This is a genomic window from Balneolaceae bacterium (genome assembly GCA_034521445.1).
Lineage (GTDB): Bacteria > Bacteroidota > Rhodothermia > Balneolales > Balneolaceae > JAXHMM01.
Map to the genome: position 1 here is coordinate 262991 of JAXHMM010000005.1, position 19908 is coordinate 282898.

The following is a 19908-nucleotide window of genomic DNA, read 5'->3' on the forward strand; positions in this document are numbered from 1 at the left end:
CCCGTGTCCTACGACTTCGCACACATATCGCCAGGCGCTGCTCAGGACCGGAAGACCGCCAAACCGGTGATCCTGGTCTGTATGAGCAACGAGGCCGATTTCAGGCAGCTCAGCAACAGAATGTCCGACAACTACCTGGTGGTGCAGTCCAACCGCGGGCTGGAGAGTATCCGTTTTGATCTCTGCCTGGCCGACCGTTCCTACCTCCAGGAAAACCTGGGCGCGGTCCGCCGATGCCGGGAGTCCTCCGCCCCTGCCTTCCTGCCCTTCGTGCTGCTGGAACATGATACCAGCTGGCTCGGCCACGACGACCCGGTGATGAGCCTGGTTGCCGACGTGGTTCCGGTACCCGTCTCCCCCACCATCCTGCGCTCCCGGCTGGATACGCTGCTGCAGACCCGTTCCTACTCCCTGCAACTGGTGCGGCAGAACCGCAAACTGAACGAGGAGCGCTCCTTCATCAACCGCGCCATCCAGAGCCTTCCCGGACTCTTTTACGTAATGGACGACAACCTGAACATGGTCCGGTGGAACGAAAACCTGGAGCGCGAGCTGGGTTACGGCGGAGAGGAGCTTCGCCAGATGAAACCCACTGATTTCGTACAGCCGGGAGAGGGCCCGCGCGTGCGCGCCGCACTGCAACGGGCCATAGAACACGGCTCGGCGGAACTGGAGCTGAACCTCAGGTCCAGCAGGGGCGACTTCATGCCCTATTTCGTAACGGGAAAGGTATTCGAACGCAATGGGGAGAGATTCCTCGTAGGCACCTGCACCAACCTCACCGATCTCAGGGACGCTGAATCCGAACGGGACCGGCAGGCCAGTCTGCTGCAGAACCTCTTCGAGCACTCCCCCACCGCCATTGCGCTGCTGGACGATGAGGAGCGGGTGGTCTCGGTGAACCGGCGATTCCAGAGCATGTTCGGCTACACCGAATCGGAAGCGAAAGGCAGGATCATCAACGAACTTATCACCCCTGAAGGAGAGGAGGTGGACCAGCATGAGCTGCTGGAACATCACGAGCAAACAGGGGATAAAATGCAGTTCGAATCGATGCGCCGTCACAAAGACGGCAGCCCGGTACCTGTGCTCATTGGCGCCGTGCCTATCCGCAACGGGGACACCTCGGAATCGCTCGGCAGCTACGTTCTCTACACCGACATGAGCCTGCAGAAAGCGACTGAGGAAAAGCTCTCGGACAGCCGGCAGCGCTGGGAAAGCCTGGTAAACAACGATCCCGATCTTATTCAAATCACACGCCCGGACGGCATAATCCTGTATATTAACCCGGCCGGCGCCCGCTTTTACGGCGTGGACGACCCGGAAGAACTGAAGGGGGAGAACTACTTTGACCTGCTGGACATCGACGACACGGCCAAGGCGCGCGACCGCATCCGCCGCGTGCTGAACGGGGAGACCTTCCCCCCCAGGGAGTACCGCATCACCACGCCCGACGGCATCGACCGGTACATTGAGGTGCAGGCCGTCCCCATTACGCTGGAGAACGGGGAGGCTGCCCTGCAGCAGGTGGGCCAGGACCTGACCGAACGTATCCGCTACGAGCAAGAGCTGGAGCAGTCACTGACAGACCGCGAGGTGCTGCTCCAGGAAATCCACCACCGCGTCAAGAACAACCTCGCCGTGGTATCGGGCCTGCTGCAGATGCAGCGCTTCGATTCGGAAGATCCCGATCTCATTGAAGCCCTTCTTGCCAGCGAAATGCGCATCAAATCCATGGCCCTCATCCATGAGAAACTCTACAACTCCAACTCCCTTTCCAACATCTCCCTGGAGCCCTACCTCAGGGACCTGATCGATACCATGCAGGGCACCCTCGAGCTGGGATCCCGGGTGGAGGTCGAGCTGACCTGCGACGCCATTGCCCTGAACGTCAACCAGGCGGTGCCCTGCGCCCTTATCCTCAACGAGCTGCTCTCCAACGCCCTCAAGCACGCCTTCGGCAAGGAGGAAGAGGGACAGATCTACATTCGTGTGCAAAAGGAGGGAGCAAAAGTCCGTGTCACCGTACATGACAGCGGACCAGGCATCCCGCCTGAGGTGACGGAGGAGGAGGGCGGATCGATGGGCTTTACCATCGTACGCACGCTGGTGGACCAGCTCGGTTCCAGCCTTCGGATCGAAGAACGCCAGGGCGCGCACCTCTCCTTCGCCTTCGAGCCGGAATCGAGCCGCGGCTCATCCAGCGCACTGGTAGAACGCGAAGAAGGCTAGTCTAATCCTCCCTGTAGATCTTCTCCGTGCGCAGCCGAAAGGTGCGACGGTGGTGCGGGGTGATGCCGTGCTCGGCCAGTCCCCGGTAGTGCTCGCGCGTGGGGTAGCCCACGTTGGTCTTCCACCCGTAGTGAGGATACGTCTCGTGTAGCTTTTTCATCAGGCGGTCACGGTGCACCTTGGCCAGGATGGAGGCCGCGGCAATGCTCGCCGACCGGTCGTCGCCCCCCACCACGCAGCGCCGGGGCAGAAGTCCATCGGGAAAACGGTTGCCGTCCACCAGCAGATAGTCGGGCTCGCCCCCCTCCTGTTCGGTGCATCGAACCATGGCCCGCAGGGAGGCGTGAAGAATATTCAGCTCGTCGATCTCCCCGGGCGAGCACTGCTGCACGCTCCACCAGGCGGCCCGCTCCTTTACCAGCTCCGCCAGCCGCTCGCGGTCGGAAAGCTCCAGGGTCTTGCTGTCACGCAGCTCCTCCAGTCCCGGTCCGCTGCCCGGCTCGAAGATCACCCCGGCGGCCACCACCGGACCCGACAGGCACCCGCGCCCCGCCTCGTCGAGTCCCATGACCCGACGGTATCCCTCCTCCCAGAGCTTTTTTTCCATCTTGAATCGGTCCATATCCCTTCCTTCTGCGGCCGCCCGCCTGAATGAATTATCGATTCATCGCGTTCTAGACTACCCGACTTCCAGACTTTCCGACTTTAAGACTTATTAGACTTATTAGACTTTAAAAGACTTTAACACTTAGTAGCATGCATTTCAAGTACCAAGAGTGGGATGAGCGCTTTGCCCGTATAGACGGATCGAATCCCTTCGACTCCCTCTGGGAGCTCTTCCAGGAGCTGCTCACCATCGCCAGCGGCGACGTGGCCCAGGCCATGCGCTGGCTCACCCAGCTCGACGAAGATTACAATATTACCGAGGAGTTTGAGGACTATGCCCTCGGTGATTTCATTGAGGAGCTGGAAAACCGGGGCTATATACGACCAGACCAGAATGAGCAGGTCATGGTCATCACCCGCAAGACCGAACGCGCACTGCGGCAGCGCTCCCTGGAAGAGATCTTCCGCAACCTGGACAAGGGTGCGGCGGGGGGACACCAGACCCCGCATGCAGGCAAGGGCCTCGAGCGTCAGCCCGAGACGCGCGACTGGAAGCCCGGCGACGACCTTGGCCACATCGACAGCGTCGGTACCATGATGAACATGCTGCGCCACAGCAGCATCGACCGATTCAACCTGCGCGAGGACGACCTCCGCATGCACGAGACCGACCACAACACCGCCGTAGCCACTGTGCTGCTCATCGACCTGAGCCACTCCATGATCCTCTACGGTGAGGACCGCATCACCCCCGCCAAGAAGGTGGCCATGGCCCTCTCCGAGCTCATCATGAACAACTATTCATCGGACTCCCTCGACATTGTGGCATTCGGCAACGAAGCCTGGCAAGTGGAGGTGGAGGACCTTCCCTACCTCAAGGTGGGTCCCTACCACACCAATACCCAGCAGGCCCTGCAGCTGGCCCGTCACATCCTGCACCGGCGCAAATACGCCAACAAGCAGGTGTTCATGATCACCGACGGCAAACCCTCCTGCATCATCGAGAATGGGAAAATGTATAAGAACAGTTTCGGGCTGGACCGCAAGATTATCAACCGGGTGCTGGACGAGGCCGTGAAGTGCCGGAGGGACGATATCGAAATCACCACCTTCATGATCGCGCGCGATCCCTACCTTCAGAACTTTGTGCGCGAGCTTACCGAAGCCAACAAGGGGCGCGCCTACTTCGCCTCCCTGGACGAGCTGGGCGGGTACATTTTCGAGGACTACATCCGCAACCGCAAGCGCCGCATCTCCTAAACAAAAAAACCGAAGCAGCACAGCTGCTCCGGACCCCCGACTCCCCGACTCCCCGACTTTCGGACTTCCCGACTTTCGGACTTTCGGACTTTCGGACTTATAAGACTTTAAGACTTTATAGACTTAAATACCGAGTTGCTGCATCACCTGGTCGGTGATGTCATTGTTCTGGCGCATATCCTGCGAGGCGTAGAGAATGATCATGTCGCCCTGGTAGGTGCGGGTATTCAGCACGTAGTCCAGACCCTGCTGCTCGGCCACCGCGTCGATGGCGCCCTGGATCTTCTCGAAGAGCGGGTTCAGCAGCTCCTGCTGCTTCTGCTGCACTTCCTGGTTGACCTGCTGCTCAAACTGCTGAAGGTCGGCGCTGAGCTGTCCCAACCGCTCCTCCTCCTTGGCAGCGGCCGCATCGGAGATGACAGCTGATTTCTGCTGGTACTCGGAGATAGCGGTCTGAAAATCCTGCTCCTTCTGGGCCAACTCGGCCTGTTTGCGTTCGCGGAAATTCTGCAGGCTCTGCTGCACCGCCGCAAAATCGGGCATGCGCTGAAGTACCGTAAGGGGATCCACGAAACCGATGCTGGTCTGGCGGACCTGGGCCTCCGTGGCCGGAACCCAGGCGGCCAGCCCTACGAATAGAGTGAGAATGAATAGCGTAATTGTGCGTCGTACCATGGTTCGTTTAACGTAATTTAAATGCGGTCGGTTGGTTTCTGTCGCTTCAGTTGCCGCCCGAATTGCCCTGGGCTGCGTTGCCGTTGCCGGTGGTGTCGGGCGACTGGCTGTTCACGCGCTGGATCACCTGCTGGGTAATGTCCATACTGGAATCGGCCGAGTAGTAAACAATGTTGCTGCCCTGGGCGGTGATCTCACTAAGCACCATGTCCAGCCCGTTCTGCTGGGCGATGGCCTGGATGGCCTGGTTGATACGCTCGTAGATGGGTCCCAGCAGCTCCTGGCGCCTCTGGGCTATCTCCTGCTGGGCGGTTTGTTGAAGCTGATTCAGGTTCTGTTCCATCTGGGTCAGCTCCTGCTCCCGCTGGTTGATCTGATCCTGGGTCATGCCGGACTGGTTCTGCTGGTAGGTGGCCACTGCGTTTTGGAATTCGGTGGAAGCCTGCTGCAGCTCCTGCTGCTTCTGCTGGATGAAGGTGTTCAGCTGGTCCTGGATCTGCTGGCGCTCGGGAAGCTGGTTCATCACTTCCTGGGTGTTTACGAATCCGATTTCGATGCGATCCACCTGGGCACTGGCCAGGGAGACGCATAAAAACAGTAAAAGACTTGCAAGTCCGGTTAGCTTTCTAAACATCGTTGATTGCTTCTAAATTGCCGTTCTGGTTCACCATAGTACACTTTTTCTCCGGTGTGGAAAGCCTGAGATAATACTAACTATTTTGCTCAATTGCTTGTTTCATCGGGGCTGATGCCCATCTGACGGAGCACCGCTTCGTTGAGGTTCCACTCCTCGCCGCCGAAAAGCATGGATGACTGGCGGGCCCGGTCAAACACAAAGTCAAACTCCTGGCGCTGCGCCACCACGCCGACAGCTTCCATGATCCGCTGCTGAAGCGGCTTCAGGAGCTCCTGCTGTCTCTGAAAATAGTCACCATCGGGTCCAAAGTGCTGCTCCATGTAACGCTGGCGCTCCTGCACAAGGGCTTCGATCTCGCCCTGTCTTTGTATACGTACGGAATCGCTGAATAGTATCTCGCGTTGCTGAAATTGCGCTCTCAGGCGGTCAATTTCATTCTCCTTGGAAGCAAGTTCCTTTTTCCAGTCCGCAGCAAGAAGCTGCAACTGTTCACGTATGCCCTCGTAGTCAGGCAACTTCTCCAGGAGCTGGTCGGTGTTTACATATCCGATTTTTTGCTCCTGCGCCTGGGCTTCGGGCGCCGCAAGCGCAGCCAGCATCACGGCCAGCACTATACAGGCTGTTCGTCTCATTGGAAAGGCGAGCCGATGTTGAAGAGGAACTGCCACTCGCCGGCGCGCACTCCTGTGCCCGGTATGCCGTCCATACGATAACCGTAACTCAGGTCTACCAATCCGAGGACAGGCAGAAAGAGGCGCACGCCCACGCCGGTAGCTCGCTTCACATCGAAGGGCGAAAAGTCCTCCACGTTAAGGTAGGCGTTGCCCGCATCAATAAAGGTGTAGGGAATCACCTGAAGCTGCTGTTCGTTGACCGCGCGGATGCGCAGCTCCATGGTATACTTGCTGAAAAGGCGCCCTCCCACCGCCTCGCCATCCTGGCGGGGCGATATGGAGCCGTTGCGTCCCCCGGGAAAGCCCCTCAGGTCGATGTTGTCCTGAAGGAAACTCTGTCGCTGCTGCATGGGCGTGCCGCCCAGGATATAGCGCTGGAATTCACTGCGTCGTTTACTTCCCAGATAGCCCAGGTAGCCGAATTCGACGGTATTGGTCAGCACCAGGTTGCCTATAATGTTCGTATGGTTTTCATACAGCGTCTTAGCCTTGTAGTACTGGGAAAAGCCGGGAAGAGGAGGCGCCACTTCCACCGAGAACTGCAGCTTGGAACCCCCGGTTGGGGCGATGGGATTATCCACCGAATTGCGTTCAAGCATGTGTCGCAGGCTGATGATGCTGGACGTCCCCTCTGCCAGGAAGCTGGTACCTCCGGTCACATCGTAATTCTGGTAGGAGAGTGAAAGTTGCTGACTGAAGTAGTCGTCCGGCCATGTGAGGCGACGCCCGATGGAGACGCTGCCCTGGAAAAGCTCGTTGCGGATGTCGCTGTTGCGGTAGCGGATCAGATCGTAGCTGGCGTTCACGCCCAGCGAGATGGGATTTCCACCCAGCCAGGGTTCCTGAAACCCGGCGTTGAAACTCTTGTAACCGCTCCCGGTAATCTGGGCGCCCACGGTGAGACTCTGTCCGTCGCCGGAGGGAATGGGGTCCCATCCCTCCCCGCGCAGGGCGCGGGAAAGTGAAAAATTGTTGAAGTTGAAGCGGGTGGACAGAATCAGACCGATGCCGCGCCCTCCGAAACCGCCGGAAAGTTCGAAATTGTCGGTACTCTGCGATTCGTTGAGTTGGTAGAAGATGTCTACCGTATGATTCTGCTGGTCGGGACTCAGGTTGGGACGGACCGACTCAGGCTGGAAGTAGCCGAGCTGTCCCAGTTCCCGTACGGTGCGGATCACCATCGCCTCATTATAGACCTTGCCGGGGATGGTGCGCAGGGAGCGCCGCACCACGTCGTCGTGCGTCTTGGTATTGCCGGAGAAGGAGACGCGGCGTATTTCCGCCTGTTCGTCCTCAGTCATGGTAATATGGATATCCACCGAATCTCCCTCCACCATCTGTATGTCGGGAAAGGCCTGGAAAAAGAGGTATCCCCGATTGCTGTAGAGCGTGCGGATGTCGGTCTGCGGGCCGCCCTGACCCTGCCATTGACCCAGGTTTTTCTGGAACTTCGTCTGGTTGTAGACGTCCCCCTTTTCCATGTCCATGATCTGCCGGAGTGTCTGCGTCGGGAAGATTGTATTGCCCTCGAACGTCAGACTGCGTAGGTGGTACTGGGGACCTTCGGCCACCTCCATGTTCACACGAATGCCCTGCTTGCCCTCCTTGTACTCGTAGGTATAGACCGAATCGTCCAGAATGCGGAAGTCGATATACCCGTTCTGGGTATAGAAATTCTCCAGGTTGGTCTGCGCCGTCTCGAAATCCTCCTCCTTGAAGAGCTTCTTGGAGAAGAACTTCCACCACTTGTCTTCCTGAATGGCATCCAGCTCCTTACGAAGAGTCTTGTCGCTGAAGTTCTCATTGCCGGTGAAGGTGATGTCCTTGATCTCAAGGCGTTCCCCCGGGTCAATGTCGAAGATCAGGTCTACCCGGTTGGTCACCGTATCCACCTCGCTGGTGCTTACCTCCACCTGGGTTGACCAGTACCCCTTTTGCCGGTAGAAGCGGTTGATGGTATTCACGGCCTGGGCCTCCGAGGCCTCGGTCACCGCAAATCCGGGCTGCAACATAATGCGCTCGCGCAGGTCCTCGCGCTGGGAGCGCTTGATATTGCGCAGTTCGTAGCCCTGCAGCCGCGGCTGTTCCTGCAGCGAAATGCGCAGATAGATGTTGGTGCCCTCCAACCGGGTCTGCGTAATGCAGATGTTGGTAAAGAGCCCCGAGTTGTGGAGCTGGCGGATGGCGTTGGGAATGTCCTCGCCCGGGTGGGTAATGGTGCTGCCAATGTCCAGCCCGGACTGGGAAATCACGAAATTGTCACTCACGGTCGCATTGCCCTCCACCTCCACGTCCTGTACCGTATACTGGGTCGGATTGACCTGGAGGGGATTGGTGATCTGAAAGTCAGAGGAACAGGTCTGAACCTGGGCTTGGAGGTCGGCGGCGCCCAGGACAAAGAGCATGACAATAAGAAAACCGAATGTTGAGGTGCCTGAGAACTCCTGAAACACGATTGAGCTTCCGAGATTAATAGTGATGGATTAGGTTGTCAGCTCTTGAACGAACGATCCGGACGATTTCTTGCCATTGAGTTTCCCGAAGCGGCGATCCCTTTCCTGGAAGGAGTGAATGGCGTTGTAGAGCTCGTCGCGGCGAAAATCAGGCCAGTAGGTTTCCGTGATATAGAGTTCGGAATAGGCGAGCTGCCAAAGCAGGAAGTTGCTGATGCGGTATTCACCGCTGGTGCGAATGATGAGGTCGGGATCGGGAATATCGGCCGTCGACAGGTGGGAGCTGAGCAGTTCGTCGTCAATCTGGTCGGGCTCCAGCCCCCCCTCCTTGACCTCCTGGGCCAGCTTCTTGACGGCCTCCACGATATCCCATCGGCCTGAGTAGCTCAGGGCCAGGCAGAGATGCAGCCGGTCGTTGCCCCGGGTCAGCTCCATGGCCTCCTCCAGTTCCCGCTTGCAGCGGGAGGGGAAGCGGTCGATCTGCCCGATGGTGTTCAGGCGGATGTTGTTCCTGTTTAGGTTTTCGGCTTCCTTGCGAAGGGAGTTGGCCAGTAGCTTGAGGAGGGCGTTCACCTCGGTACGGGGACGGCCCCAGTTTTCGGTGGAGAAGGCGTAGAGGGTGAGGTATTTCACGCCGATCTGAGCGCAGGCTTCGGTAATGTCGCGTACCGAATCGACGCCCGCCTTATGGCCGAACGAGCGGAGGTTGCCTCTCCGCTTGGCCCAGCGGCCGTTGCCGTCCATAATGATGGCGACATGCGCGGGCACTTTCCCCGACTCCTTGAGTGCTTCCTGTTTCTTCAGATCGGCACGGTCTTGCGCCTTATTTGTCAGCGAAATAGTTTCCAAATTATACCCTTATAGTCGTTTTGTCGTAAGCTCAACATATTAGAGCTTTCACTGCGTTAATTCAAGCTGTTTAACGTCACAGCTCATCGATATTGTCCAGCAGCGAAAGCATTTCCAGGAGGCTCCACGCCGCTTCGGCCCCCTTGTTCCCCTTCTCCCCGCGCTGACCCGACCGCTCCTGTGCCTGTTCCACCGTATCGGTGGTCAGCACCCCGAAGGTCACGGGCTTGTCCTCTTCCATATTCAGCTTCAGCACGCCCCTGTTGGCCGCATCGCAGACGTAGTCAAAGTGCGAGGTTTCGCCGCGTATGACGGCGCCCAGGGCCAGCACCCCGTCGGTGTGCGCCAGCAGGCGCCTGGCCGTGAGGGGCAGCTCGTAGGAGCCCGGGCAGTGCGCCACCACGATACGGTCATCGCTCACGCCGCAGTCGCGCAGGGCCTCCAGGGCTCCCTCCAGCAGCTTGTCGGTGACAAAGGAGTTCCAGCGGGCCACCGCGATGCCGATGCGCCAGCCGCGGTCTTCCGTATCGCCTTCCAGTTCGGTTATACTCATGGCTGCTCTGCAGGTTCCGGTTGTCGGGAGGCGGCCAGGCGCTGCAGGCGGTCGGCGTGCGAGCGGGCCACCGCCACCACCCCGAAGCGTCCGTGGTAGCCGTCGGCCTCCCCGTGAAAGTCGCTGCCGCCGGTAACCAGCAAGTCCTGCTGTTCGGCGAAGGATTCCAGCTCCTTCTGGGTCTCCCAGTCGTGGCTGGGGTGAATGACCTCGATGCCGTCCAGTCCAAGTCCGGCGAGCTCCCGACGCTCATGGGGCGAATAGAGCTTGCCGGGATGGGCCAGCACAGCCGCACCCCCCGCCTCCTTTACCCGCCGCACGGCTTCTGCGAAGTCAAAATAGTCGTTTTCTATAGGACCCAGGGCGTGGTCGCCCAGGTAGCGGATGAAGGCCTCGCGGGGAGAGGCTACATAACCTTTCTTGACCAGCAGGGAGGCGATGTGCGGGCGCCCGATGTTTCCCCAGCTGGCCTCCACCTTCACCTCTTCAATGTCCAGGTCAATGCCCTCCCGGGAAAGTTGTTCGATGATCCACTTGCCGCGCTCCAGGCGCGCCCGCCGGTGGCGACGGCAGAGACCCGCCATGGACTCGTGCGCGGGGTCAAAGGCGTAGGCCAGCAGGTGACACTCGCGTCCCTCCCAGCCGGCCGTGATCTCGATACCGGGGATGAGCTCCACCTCATAGTCACCCGACAGCTCCTTCGCCTCCCGGTAACCGTCGAGGGTGTCGTGGTCGGTGATGGCGATGCAGGCCAGCTTCATGCGGTCGGCCAGCGCCAGAATCTCCTCCGGCGAGGATTTCCCGTCGGAGGCAGTGGTATGAATGTGCAGGTCAGCCTTGTCCACGTCAGTTCCCCAATTGAAGGATGCTTCGGTAGCGATCGCCGTCGCCCAGCAACTCCACGGCCCGCCCCATCAGGGGATCGCGGTCCAGGCTAAAGGCGATGCGCGACTGCTGGTCACGGTAGCGGAGCAGCAGCTCCCGGTAGAGCAGGGTCTCCAGGCGGCTGCGCTCCTCCTCGAAATTCTGCCGCTTGCGCTTGTCCACCAGCTCGCGGAGGGCGGCCACGTGAGAGGAGGCCTCGCTGTCCTGAACGGCCGAGTCCACCTGGTCCAGGTAGGCATCGGCGGGCACACGGTAGCTGAAGGACGCCTCCTCCAGGTATTCGCGGAAGTCCTCGTAGACGGCTGGAATCTCCGACTCACCCGGCATTCCGGGATGCTCGGAGGCGTAGCGGTTGGCGAAAAAGAAGATGTGGTTCTGCTGCTGAAGGGCGGTCTGCAGGGCTGTGGGCTGCGGGGCGGTCACCTCCACGTCGGGCGCGATGCCCTCCCCGTCGTAGACCGTGCGGCCGTTGCGCGTAGTGAAGGCGCGATGAGTGGAGTCGGGGGAGGCGGCGCTGTCGCCAGCCGCGTAGTCCATCGACTGAATACTGCGTCCGCTGGGGATATAATACCTGGAAGTGGTGATGCGCAGAGAGGTGTTGTAGGAGAGAGGGCGCACGATCTGCACCAGTCCCTTGCCGAAGCTGCGCTCGCCCATGACCACGGCGCGGTCGTAATCCTGAAGGGCACCGGCCACAATCTCCGAGGCGCTGGCGCTGCCGCCGTTCTGCAGGACCACCACCGGCAGGTCGGCCGCCAGGGCCGGCTCGCTGCTGGCGTAACGATCGGTATGCTCCTCGCTGCGGCCTCGCGTCTCCACCACCGTGAGCCCCGGCGCGATGAACTTGTCTACGATGCCCACCGCCTCGCCCAGGAGTCCACCGGGATTGTTGCGCACGTCCAGGATCAGTCCCCGGAGCTCGCCCTCCTCCCGCAGCTCATTGAAGGCCGTGCGCACCTCGTCGGCGGCATTTTGGCCGAAGCGGTTGAGCTGGATGTAGGCAATGTTGCCCTCCGGCCCCACCCGCGAGCGGTAGGCCACGTTGTGCACCTCGATGCGCTCGCGGGTCAACTCAAAAGTCAGCGGTTCGTCCATGCCGTAGCGACGCACGGTGACAGTCACCGTGGTGCCGGGCTCCCCGGAGGTCATATTGCGAATCTCGTCGGGCGCGTAGCCGCTTATATCCACGCCGTCTACGGCTATGATCTCGTCGCCGGTACGGATGCCCTGCCGCTGGGCGGAATGGCCGTCCGTGGGCGCGATGACCACCACGCGGTCACCCCGGAAACCCACCTCCAGTCCCACGCCGCCGTAGCTGCCGCGAGACATGATTTCCATCTGCTGGCTCTGCGCCTCGTCCACGAAGACGGTGTAGGGGTCAAGCGTCTCCAGCATGGATCGAATGCCCCGCTGCATGAGGCGCTCAGGGTCCACTTCCTCCACGTAGTTGAGGGAGACCTCGCGGTAGACCTCGCTGAAGATGGTGAAGTTCTTCTTGATGAGGAAGAAGATATCGGGGTTCCGTACCGCTCCAACTGCCGTAACAAGCAGTACGGCGGCCAGCAGCGTTGCGGCGCTCTTCCTCAGCAGCTTCATGACGGGAGGGATTTAGTTGGGCTGGTTGATGCGGAGAGTCTGTCCCTCGAAAATGCGGTTGCCCGAAAGGTTGTTGAGTCGCTTCAGCTGGTCCACCGAGATGCCGAAATTAATGGCGATCTCACTCAGCGTGTCGTTAGCCTTCACCTGGTACCTTATGGTTTCGGCCTCGCCTTCCGAGGAATCCATATAGGCCTGCACCACGTTGGTACCGGAGCGCTGCTCCCGCTCAATCTGCTGCTTGCGGTCATAAGACATGCTGTTCACCTGGCGGTAGTAGGCCTGCTGGCCTTCCGGCACATAGACGGTCAGATCCTGTCCCACGTGGATGGTGTTGCTCGTGTTGTTCCAGCCGCGGATCTCAAAAGACCGCACGTCGTACCATTCGGCGATGTGCCCGATGGTGTCCCCGCTCTTGACCGTATAGTTCATGGCGGCAGAATTGGCCGGGGCCGAACGCTGCTGGCGGGTACTCGGGGCGCTGCTGCGTCCCTGGTTGGAGGGACGGTTGGCGGCTATTTCGCCGGAGCCGCCGGGCGGCAGGGGCACCACAATCTTCTGACCGGGATGGATAGTGGAGGAGAGATTCTCGTTGGTTTCAAAGAGGCTGCGTACCGTGGTGCCATAGCGGTTGGCGATATAGCCCAGGTTCTCCCCGCGGCTGACGGTGTGCATGGTGACGTTGCGGCTGCGCTCCTCCTGGGGAATCTGGTCGTAGTTCGAAGCCAGCGTCTGGCGCGCGCCAACAGGCAGCTTGAGCGGGTACTTGCGTCCGGGCGGAGTGGCCCAGCGCAACAGCTCGGGGTTGTACTCCTCGAGCTGTTCGGTGGTGATGCCGGCGGCCTCGGCCAGCGCCTCCAGCGGCATGAGGGGATCCACCTCCATGACTTCGTAGTCGTAGGGCTCTCCTTCGTACTCCTCCTGGAAGCCGAACTCGGTGGGGTTCATGGCCACCATGGTGGCGGCAATAAAGCCGGGCACGTAGTTGCGGGTCTCCCGCGGCAGAAAGGGATACGCGGCCCAGTAGTCCTCCTCCCCGGCGGCCCGTATGGCGCGCTTGAGTCCCCTGGGACTGATATTATAATTGGCCATGGCCAGGTGCCAGTCGCCCCAGATATTGTGCAGGTCGCGCAGGTGGCGCGCCGCAGCACGGGTGGCCTTCTCGGGATCGCGGCGCTCGTCCATCCACCAGTTAGCCTCAAGTCCGTACATGCGCCCGGTGGCGCCAATGAACTGCCACATGCCCACGGCGGCCGCCCAGCTCCGCGCGTTGGGATTGAGCCCGCTTTCGATCATGGCCAGGTGCACCAGCTCGGTGGGCACGCCCTCCTCACGGAAGATGCGGCGCATCATGGGAAAATACTTCTCGGAACGCTCCAGCCAGGTCTCCATCACCTCGGGCACGCGCATGGTGTAGTAGAGCAGCGTGCGATTCACCTGTTCGTTCTGGACCAGGGGTACCTCGGTTCTGGGCGTAGTGATGTCTTCGGGGAGCGAGTAGCTATCGTTCATCCAGTCGTCCTCACCGGAAAAAAGTTCGTCCTGTATGGCGAAAATCTCACCCTCCGCCTCGTTGGCCGGCTCCTCGATGCCGTAGAACGAGCGGTACTCGGTCATCAGGGAGCGGTAGAGTTCGGCGAATCGCCGGTCGTCCTGCACCTCGGGATAGTCTTCCAGCAGTCCCTGCATACTGTTGAGGGCGCGGGTAAGCTGTTCCTCCGCCTCCAGAGGGTTGTCATTGACCTGGGCGTCAATGGCATTCACCTGCATGCGGTAGATGTCGGCCACACGCACCATGACGTCCTTCTGAAAATCGTCCAGCGGGCGCCGCTCGGGGGGCGTCTCGGGGCCGAGGCTGTCGCCGGCGGCGATGCCCGAGAGCATGGGATTGGTGAGGGGTAGCAGTTGCTTCTGAATGGGAACGGCCAGCAGATCGAGATCCAGGGTATCGGCCTGCGGTTCGTGGGTATGGGACCCGTCATCGGATCCGTTTTGAGCCGCCAGGGGCGTCCAGCTTGCGGTCAGGAAAAGGACTAGAGCGGTCAGTATCGTTTTCTGCATCTCCGGAAAATTGGTTGGGGTCTTTGAAAGCTACACAAAATTAGCAAAAATAATGGAAAAGGGAATAGATTTTCCCCCCTGCCGCAGGACGGCATCGTCGCGCACCGGATTGGAGGGGATACCGGCATACCCGACGCGGCGGGCGGGAGCGACGGAGGTTCAACGCACAGAAGGGGCATTTAGCGTGGGGAGTCGCCGCGAATCTAACCCTGGGCCAAGGGCCAACGTCGTCCGCTCCCGAAGGCCTTGACGCTAACCTTTAGGCCGGGCACGGCCTGGAAGCGCTTGAATTCGTTTTGCTGCACCATGCGCACGATTCGCCGGACGGTCTGCGGGTCGTAGCCCGCCCCGGCGATCTCTTCGGGCCCCTCCTGCAGCTCCAGGTAGCGGCGCAGGATGCCGTCCAGCTCCTTGTAGGGCGGCAGGCGGTCCTGGTCGGTCTGACCGGGCGCCAGCTCCGCGCTGGGCGCCTTCTCCAGGACGGCGCGGGGAATCACCTCGCGTCCGTAGTGTTCCCGGTTCAGCCAGCGTGCCATTTCGTAGACCTCCATTTTGTACAGGTCGGCAATGACGCCCAGCGCGCCGGCCATATCGCCATAGAGCGTGCAGTAGCCGGTGGCCAGCTCCGACTTGTTGCCGGTGTTGAGCAGCAGGGCTCCCGTGTCGTTGGAAAAGGCCATGAGCAGCGTCTGCCGGATGCGCGGCTGAAGGTTCTCCGCGGTGTGTCCCCCGGGCCGGCCGATTACCGGCTCCAGGGCGGCGGCATAGCGCTCATAGAGACCGTCCACCGGCACCTCGTGAAGCTGAATGCCCAAGTTCCGGGCCTGGGCCTCCGAGTCAGTCACGCTGCCCTCCGAGCTGACGGCCGAAGGCATGGTGAGGGCGGTCACGCGGCCGGGTCCCAGCGCCTCGGCGGCAATGCATGCCACCAGTGCGGAATCGATACCCCCGCTGAGTCCCAGCACCGCGCTGTCGCTCACGCCCGTTTTTCCAAAATAGTCGCGTACACCCAGCACCAGGGCCCGGAAGACACTTTCCGGGGCCTCGGGGGGCTCCGCCGCCGCGGATGACTCCGGGTTCGCGTCCAAGGCCTGCAGGCTGCCGTCCTCCTCCCAGCGCAGGTCCACCCACCCCTCCTCGAACAGGGGCACGCGGGCCGCCACCCGTCCCCGGGCGTCCAGCGCCATGGAATCGCCGTCATGAATGAGCTCGGTGTTGGCCCCCACCTGGTTGGCATAAAAAAGTGGAAGCTCCAGGCGCTCCACGTGGCGGCGCAGCATCTTCAGACGCGAGGCAGGCTTGCCGCGGGTATAGGGAGAGGCGGAGATGTTGATAATGCACTGTGCCCCGCGTTCGGCCAGCTCGGCGGCGGGACTGGTGTCGTAGGTATGGTACTGGATTTCGTTCTCGTTCTGCCAGAGGTCCTCGCAGACGGTCACCCCGAGGGCGCGTCCCCGGAATGCCAGCGGCTCGAAGGGCCCCCGGTTGGACTCGAAATAGCGCAGCTCGTCAAAAACGTCGTAGGTGGGCAGCAGGGCCTTGTGCACCTCGCCCAGGAGCTCCCCGCCGGAGGCCAGCAGGGCGCTGTTGTAGCAGGGACGTCCGGTACCGCTGGTGTTGGCGGTCACCGTACCGAATAGCAGGCCGGTTTCCGCGCCGGAGGTGGCCGCAACGAGCTCGCGGTTGGCCGCGTAGAGGGCCTCCCGGAAGGCAGGCCGCTCCAGCAGGTCCATGGGCGAGTAGGCCGCCGTCACCAGTTCGGGGAGGATGAGCAGCTCCACGCCTGCCGAAGCCGCCTCTCCCATACGCCTGTCGGAATGGCGGCGGTGTTCCCGCGCACCGCGCCGACGGTGGGATTCAGCTGTTGGACGCGGATTCTCATACAACGGCTCCTTCTATTGCTATTGGGTGGTGTCGTACACTTTCTCGCCGGCCACCCAGGTCTGCAGCACCTCGGTCTGCCAGATCTCGGAGGCCGGAACCTCGAAATAGTCGCGATCCACCAGGATGAAATCGGCCCACTTGCCCTCCTCCAGGGTGCCCAGCACCTCCTCCTGGTGGGCGGCCCAGGCAGCGTCGAGAGTGAAGGCGCGGAAAGCCTGCAGGCGGCTCATCGCCTCGGAGGGATACCATCCGCCCTCGGGATTGCCCTGGTGGTCCATGCGCGTCACGGCCGAATAGAGCCCGTAGAAGGGATTCACGTGCTCCACGGGAAAGTCAGAACCCGCGGCGATCACCGTGCCCTGGTCCAGGAAGGTCTGCCAGGCGTAGGCGCCCTCCATGCGGTCGGCCCCGATGCGGTCCTCCGCCATGTTCATGTCGCTTGTGGCGTGGGTGGGCTGCATGGAGGCCACGATGTTGAGCTCCTCGAAGCGCGGGATGTCGTCCGGGTGGACAATCTGCGCGTGTTCGACGCGGTGGCGAAGTCCCTGCTCGCCCAGGCTGTCCCGGGCCGCCTCAAAGGCGTTCAGGATCACCCGGTTGGCCCGATCGCCTATGGCGTGCACGTTCATCTGCCAGCCGGCGGAAGCGACCTTCATGACCATGCCGTTCACCTCTTCCTGCGAATGAAAAAGCAGTCCGCGGTTGCCGGGATCGTCCGAATAGGGTTCCAGGAGCGCGGCGCCGCGGCTGCCCAGCGCGCCGTCAATGGAGAGTTTGACGCTGCGCAGGGCAAGCATGTCGTCCGCGTAGGAGTTCACCGGTCCGTCGGCGGCCAGCTGCTCGAAGGTGTCCCCGGTGCCCCTGTACATGGCGTAGATGCGCGTGGTGAGGCTGTCGCCGTCCACAAAGCGTTTGTAGCGCTCCCAGCTGTCGAGGCCGATGCCCGCGTCGTGCACGCTGGTCAGCCCGTGCGAGCGCATCTGCTGCAGGGCGAGCGAGAGGGCCTGGTCGCGCTCCTGTTTGCTGGGCGCGGGGATCTGGGAGGTGATCAGACTCATGGCGCCGTCCACAAAAACCCCTGTGGGATTGCCCTCCTCGTCGCGTATGATCTGTCCCCCTTCGGGCGCCTCGGTCTCGGCCGTGATGCCGGCGATCTCCATGGCGCGGGAGTTGGCCCAGCCGGCATGCCCGTCCACGCGTCCCAGCCAGACGGGACGATCGCTGACGGCCTGGTCCAGCTCTTCGGCCGTGGGGAAGCGCCCGATCTCCCAGAAGACCTGGTTCCATCCGCGTCCCCGTATCCATTCCGCGTCAGGATACTGCCCGGCGTAGTCGGAAACGATCTGCAGGGCCTCGTCCAGGGTCTGCGAGCCGGTCACGTTGGCGCCCAGCTCCTGGCTGCCCAGGTTTGAGACATGCACATGGGCGTCGATCAGTCCCGGCAGAAGCACGCGGCCCTGTCCGTCGATACGGTTGGCGGCCTCCACAGCCAGGCTGTCACCCGTCTGTAGTACCCTGCCGTCGCGGAAAGCGATGCTGGTGAAGGTCTGCAGTTCCCCTTCGGCGTCCAGGGTGTAGCCGGTTCACGTTGTGGATAACCGTGGTTTCGCCGCCGGAGCCGGCGCAGCCGGCCATCAGAAAGACGGCGGCCAGAACCACAGCTAGTAGTCTATGGGAGAGGTACATGGATACGATGGTATGGGTTGGGAAAAGTCAATGCGATCGGGAGGGGCGGCTGTCAATTGACTACCGCTTCCTGCGATTGCGACACCGGCCCGGAGAGCTCGTTGCGTCCGGCGTACTCAAGGCTGGCCTTCACGAAATCCACAAAAAGCGGCTGCGGTTGGTTGACCGTGCTGCAGTATTCCGGGTGAAACTGCACGCCCACAAACCAGGGGTGGTCTTCCAGTTCAATGATTTCCACCAGGTCGCGGCCGGGGTTGAAGCCGACCAGCTTCATGCCGCCCTCCTCCAGCCTGCCGCGAAGCTCGTTGTTCACCTCGTAGCGGTGGCGGTGGCGCTCCTGGAAAAGCTCCTCGCCGTAGGCGCGGTAGGTAATGGAGTCGCGGGCCACCTTGCAGTCGTAGAGGCCCAGGCGCATGGTGCCGCCCTTGTTCTCGATCTCCTTCTGCTCGGCCATCAGGTCAATGACAGGATGCGGGGAATCTTCGTCAAATTCGGTGCTGTTGGCCCCCTCCATGCCGCAGACGTTGCGGGCGTACTCGATGACGGCGCACTGCATGCCCAGGCAGATGCCGAAAAAGGGAATGCCGTTGGTGCGGGCATGGTTCACGGCGGCCACCTTGCCCTCGATGCCGCGTCCCCCGAAGCCGGGCGCCACCAGGATGCCGGCCACGCCTTCGAGCTGGTCGCAAACGTTGTCCGCGGGTGATGTCGTCGGACTGTACCCAGCGCACGTTCACCCTGCAGTCGTTCACCGCGCCGCCGTGCACGAAGGCCTCGACGATGGATTTGTAGGCGTCGTGGTACTCCACGTACTTGCCCACCAGGGCTAGGGTGATCTCATGGGAGGGATTTTTGACCGCCTTCACGAAACCCTTCCAGCGGTCCAGCTCGGGCTCGCGCGCCTTGAGCTGCAGCTTCTCGATCACGCGGGTGTCCAGCCCTTCATCCTGCATGAGCAGGGGCACCTCGTAGATGCTCTCGGCGTCGAGGGAGGAGATCACGTCATCGTACTCCACGTTGCAAAACTGGGCGATCTTCGAGCGGATGCTCTGGTCGAGCGGGTGCTCCGAACGCGCCACGATCAGGTCGGCCTGCAGCCCGCTCTCCTGCAGCGTTTTGACGGAGTGCTGCGTGGGCTTGGTCTTCAGCTCGCGGGCGGCCGAGAGGTAGGGCACCAGCGTCAGGTGAATGGAAAGGGTGTTCTTTCGTCCCACGTCGTAGCGGAACTGCCGGACCGCCTCGATGTAGGGGAGGGATTCGATGTCGCCCACCGTCCCCCCTATCTCGGTGATCACCACATCGTGGTCGCCGGACTCGCCCAGCTTCAGAATATGCGACTTGATCTCGTCGGTGATGTGGGGAATGACCTGCACGGTCTTGCCCAGGTACTTGCCCTGGCGCTCCTTGGTGATCACATCGTGGTAGACCCGGCCCGTGGTGACGTTGTTCTCCTGGGAGGTCTTGATGTCGAGAAATCGTTCGTAGTGCCCCAGGTCAAGGTCGGTCTCGGCGCCGTCCTCCGTCACGTACACCTCCCCGTGTTCGTAGGGATTCATGGTGCCCGGGTCGACGTTGATGTAGGGATCGAGTTTCTGCACGGTTACCCGGAGTCCCCGTGCCACCAGCAGACGCCCTAAAGATGCACAGATGATCCCCTTTCCCAGCGATGAGGTCACACCGCCGGTAATGAAAATATACTTGGTCGCCATGGAAGAAGCTTTCGGTTGGAGGTTCCTCTAAGATAGAACCTTCGGCGTCATCTTTCAAACCGGAATGGAGCTTGGGGAAGGCGATATGCCATTCAAGATTCTCGATCCGCATGACACATACGCGGGTGTCGTTGATCTATTGAATTCG

Annotated in this window: 16 protein-coding genes and 1 pseudogene; 2 read left to right on the forward strand and 15 right to left on the reverse strand. The window is 61.2% G+C overall.

Features of this window, described 5'->3' with window-relative positions; genetic code table 11:
- Positions 1–3: 3 nt before the first annotated feature.
- Positions 4–2232: a PAS domain S-box protein gene (locus U5K31_05085; protein MDZ7772103.1), complete on the forward strand. Its 2229-nt coding sequence runs from the start codon at positions 4–6 to the stop codon at positions 2230–2232.
- Position 2233: 1 nt separating this feature from the next.
- Here the strand turns inward: U5K31_05085 and U5K31_05090 are convergent, their stop codons facing one another.
- Positions 2234–2854 (reverse strand): ribonuclease HII, encoded by a 621-nt coding sequence (locus U5K31_05090; protein MDZ7772104.1) that lies wholly within the window; start codon positions 2852–2854, stop codon positions 2234–2236.
- A gap of 134 nt (positions 2855–2988) precedes the next feature.
- Between U5K31_05090 and U5K31_05095 the strand changes: the two genes are divergently transcribed.
- Positions 2989–4098 carry a VWA domain-containing protein gene (locus U5K31_05095; protein ID MDZ7772105.1) on the forward strand — a complete coding sequence of 370 codons (1110 nt, stop codon included), beginning with the start codon at positions 2989–2991 and terminating at the stop codon, positions 4096–4098.
- A gap of 123 nt (positions 4099–4221) precedes the next feature.
- On the opposite strand, the gene U5K31_05100 is transcribed toward U5K31_05095, so the two are convergent.
- The 14 genes and pseudogenes from U5K31_05100 to U5K31_05165 form a co-directional block, all read right to left on the reverse strand.
- Positions 4222–4773, reverse strand: coding sequence for an OmpH family outer membrane protein (locus tag U5K31_05100; GenBank protein MDZ7772106.1), 552 nt, complete (start codon positions 4771–4773; stop codon positions 4222–4224).
- Positions 4774–4819: 46 nt separating this feature from the next.
- A complete protein-coding gene (locus U5K31_05105) occupies positions 4820–5407 on the reverse strand; it encodes an OmpH family outer membrane protein (protein ID MDZ7772107.1) in 588 nt (195 codons plus the stop codon).
- An 89-nt stretch (positions 5408–5496) separates the two neighbouring features.
- On the reverse strand, positions 5497–6021 hold the full coding sequence (locus tag U5K31_05110; GenBank protein ID MDZ7772108.1) for an OmpH family outer membrane protein: 525 nt from the start codon (positions 6019–6021) through the stop codon (positions 5497–5499).
- Between the two features lie 17 nt (positions 6022–6038).
- Entirely contained in the window at positions 6039–8537 is a 2499-nt protein-coding gene (bamA, locus tag U5K31_05115) for an outer membrane protein assembly factor BamA (GenBank protein ID MDZ7772109.1), read from the reverse strand.
- 30 nt (positions 8538–8567) lie between these two features.
- Positions 8568–9386: an isoprenyl transferase gene (locus tag U5K31_05120; protein MDZ7772110.1), complete on the reverse strand. Its 819-nt coding sequence runs from the start codon at positions 9384–9386 to the stop codon at positions 8568–8570.
- A 76-nt stretch (positions 9387–9462) separates the two neighbouring features.
- Positions 9463–9939, reverse strand: a complete 477-nt coding sequence (gene ribH / locus U5K31_05125) for a 6,7-dimethyl-8-ribityllumazine synthase (GenBank protein MDZ7772111.1) — start codon at positions 9937–9939, stop codon at positions 9463–9465.
- Positions 9936–10784: a PHP domain-containing protein gene (locus U5K31_05130; GenBank protein ID MDZ7772112.1), complete on the reverse strand. Its 849-nt coding sequence runs from the start codon at positions 10782–10784 to the stop codon at positions 9936–9938. Before U5K31_05130 ends, ribH begins: the two co-directional genes overlap by 4 nt.
- Position 10785: 1 nt before the next feature.
- Positions 10786–12420, reverse strand: a complete 1635-nt coding sequence (locus U5K31_05135; GenBank protein MDZ7772113.1) for a S41 family peptidase — start codon at positions 12418–12420, stop codon at positions 10786–10788.
- Positions 12421–12432: 12 nt separating this feature from the next.
- Positions 12433–14481: a LysM peptidoglycan-binding domain-containing protein gene (locus tag U5K31_05140; protein MDZ7772114.1), complete on the reverse strand. Its 2049-nt coding sequence runs from the start codon at positions 14479–14481 to the stop codon at positions 12433–12435.
- A gap of 203 nt (positions 14482–14684) precedes the next feature.
- On the reverse strand, positions 14685–16286 hold the full coding sequence (locus U5K31_05145) for an NAD+ synthase (GenBank protein ID MDZ7772115.1): 1602 nt from the start codon (positions 16284–16286) through the stop codon (positions 14685–14687).
- Between the two features lie 96 nt (positions 16287–16382).
- Positions 16383–17852 carry an amidohydrolase gene (locus U5K31_05150; protein MDZ7772116.1) on the reverse strand — a complete coding sequence of 490 codons (1470 nt, stop codon included), beginning with the start codon at positions 17850–17852 and terminating at the stop codon, positions 16383–16385.
- Positions 17853–17862: 10 nt separating this feature from the next.
- A complete protein-coding gene (locus U5K31_05155) occupies positions 17863–18051 on the reverse strand; it encodes a hypothetical protein (GenBank protein ID MDZ7772117.1) in 189 nt (62 codons plus the stop codon).
- Positions 18052–18103: 52 nt separating this feature from the next.
- Positions 18104–18721 carry a gamma-glutamyl-gamma-aminobutyrate hydrolase family protein gene (locus U5K31_05160; GenBank protein ID MDZ7772118.1) on the reverse strand — a complete coding sequence of 206 codons (618 nt, stop codon included), beginning with the start codon at positions 18719–18721 and terminating at the stop codon, positions 18104–18106.
- Between the two features lie 85 nt (positions 18722–18806).
- A pseudogene (locus U5K31_05165) lies at positions 18807–19760 on the reverse strand (CTP synthase).
- Positions 19761–19908 lie beyond the last annotated feature (148 nt).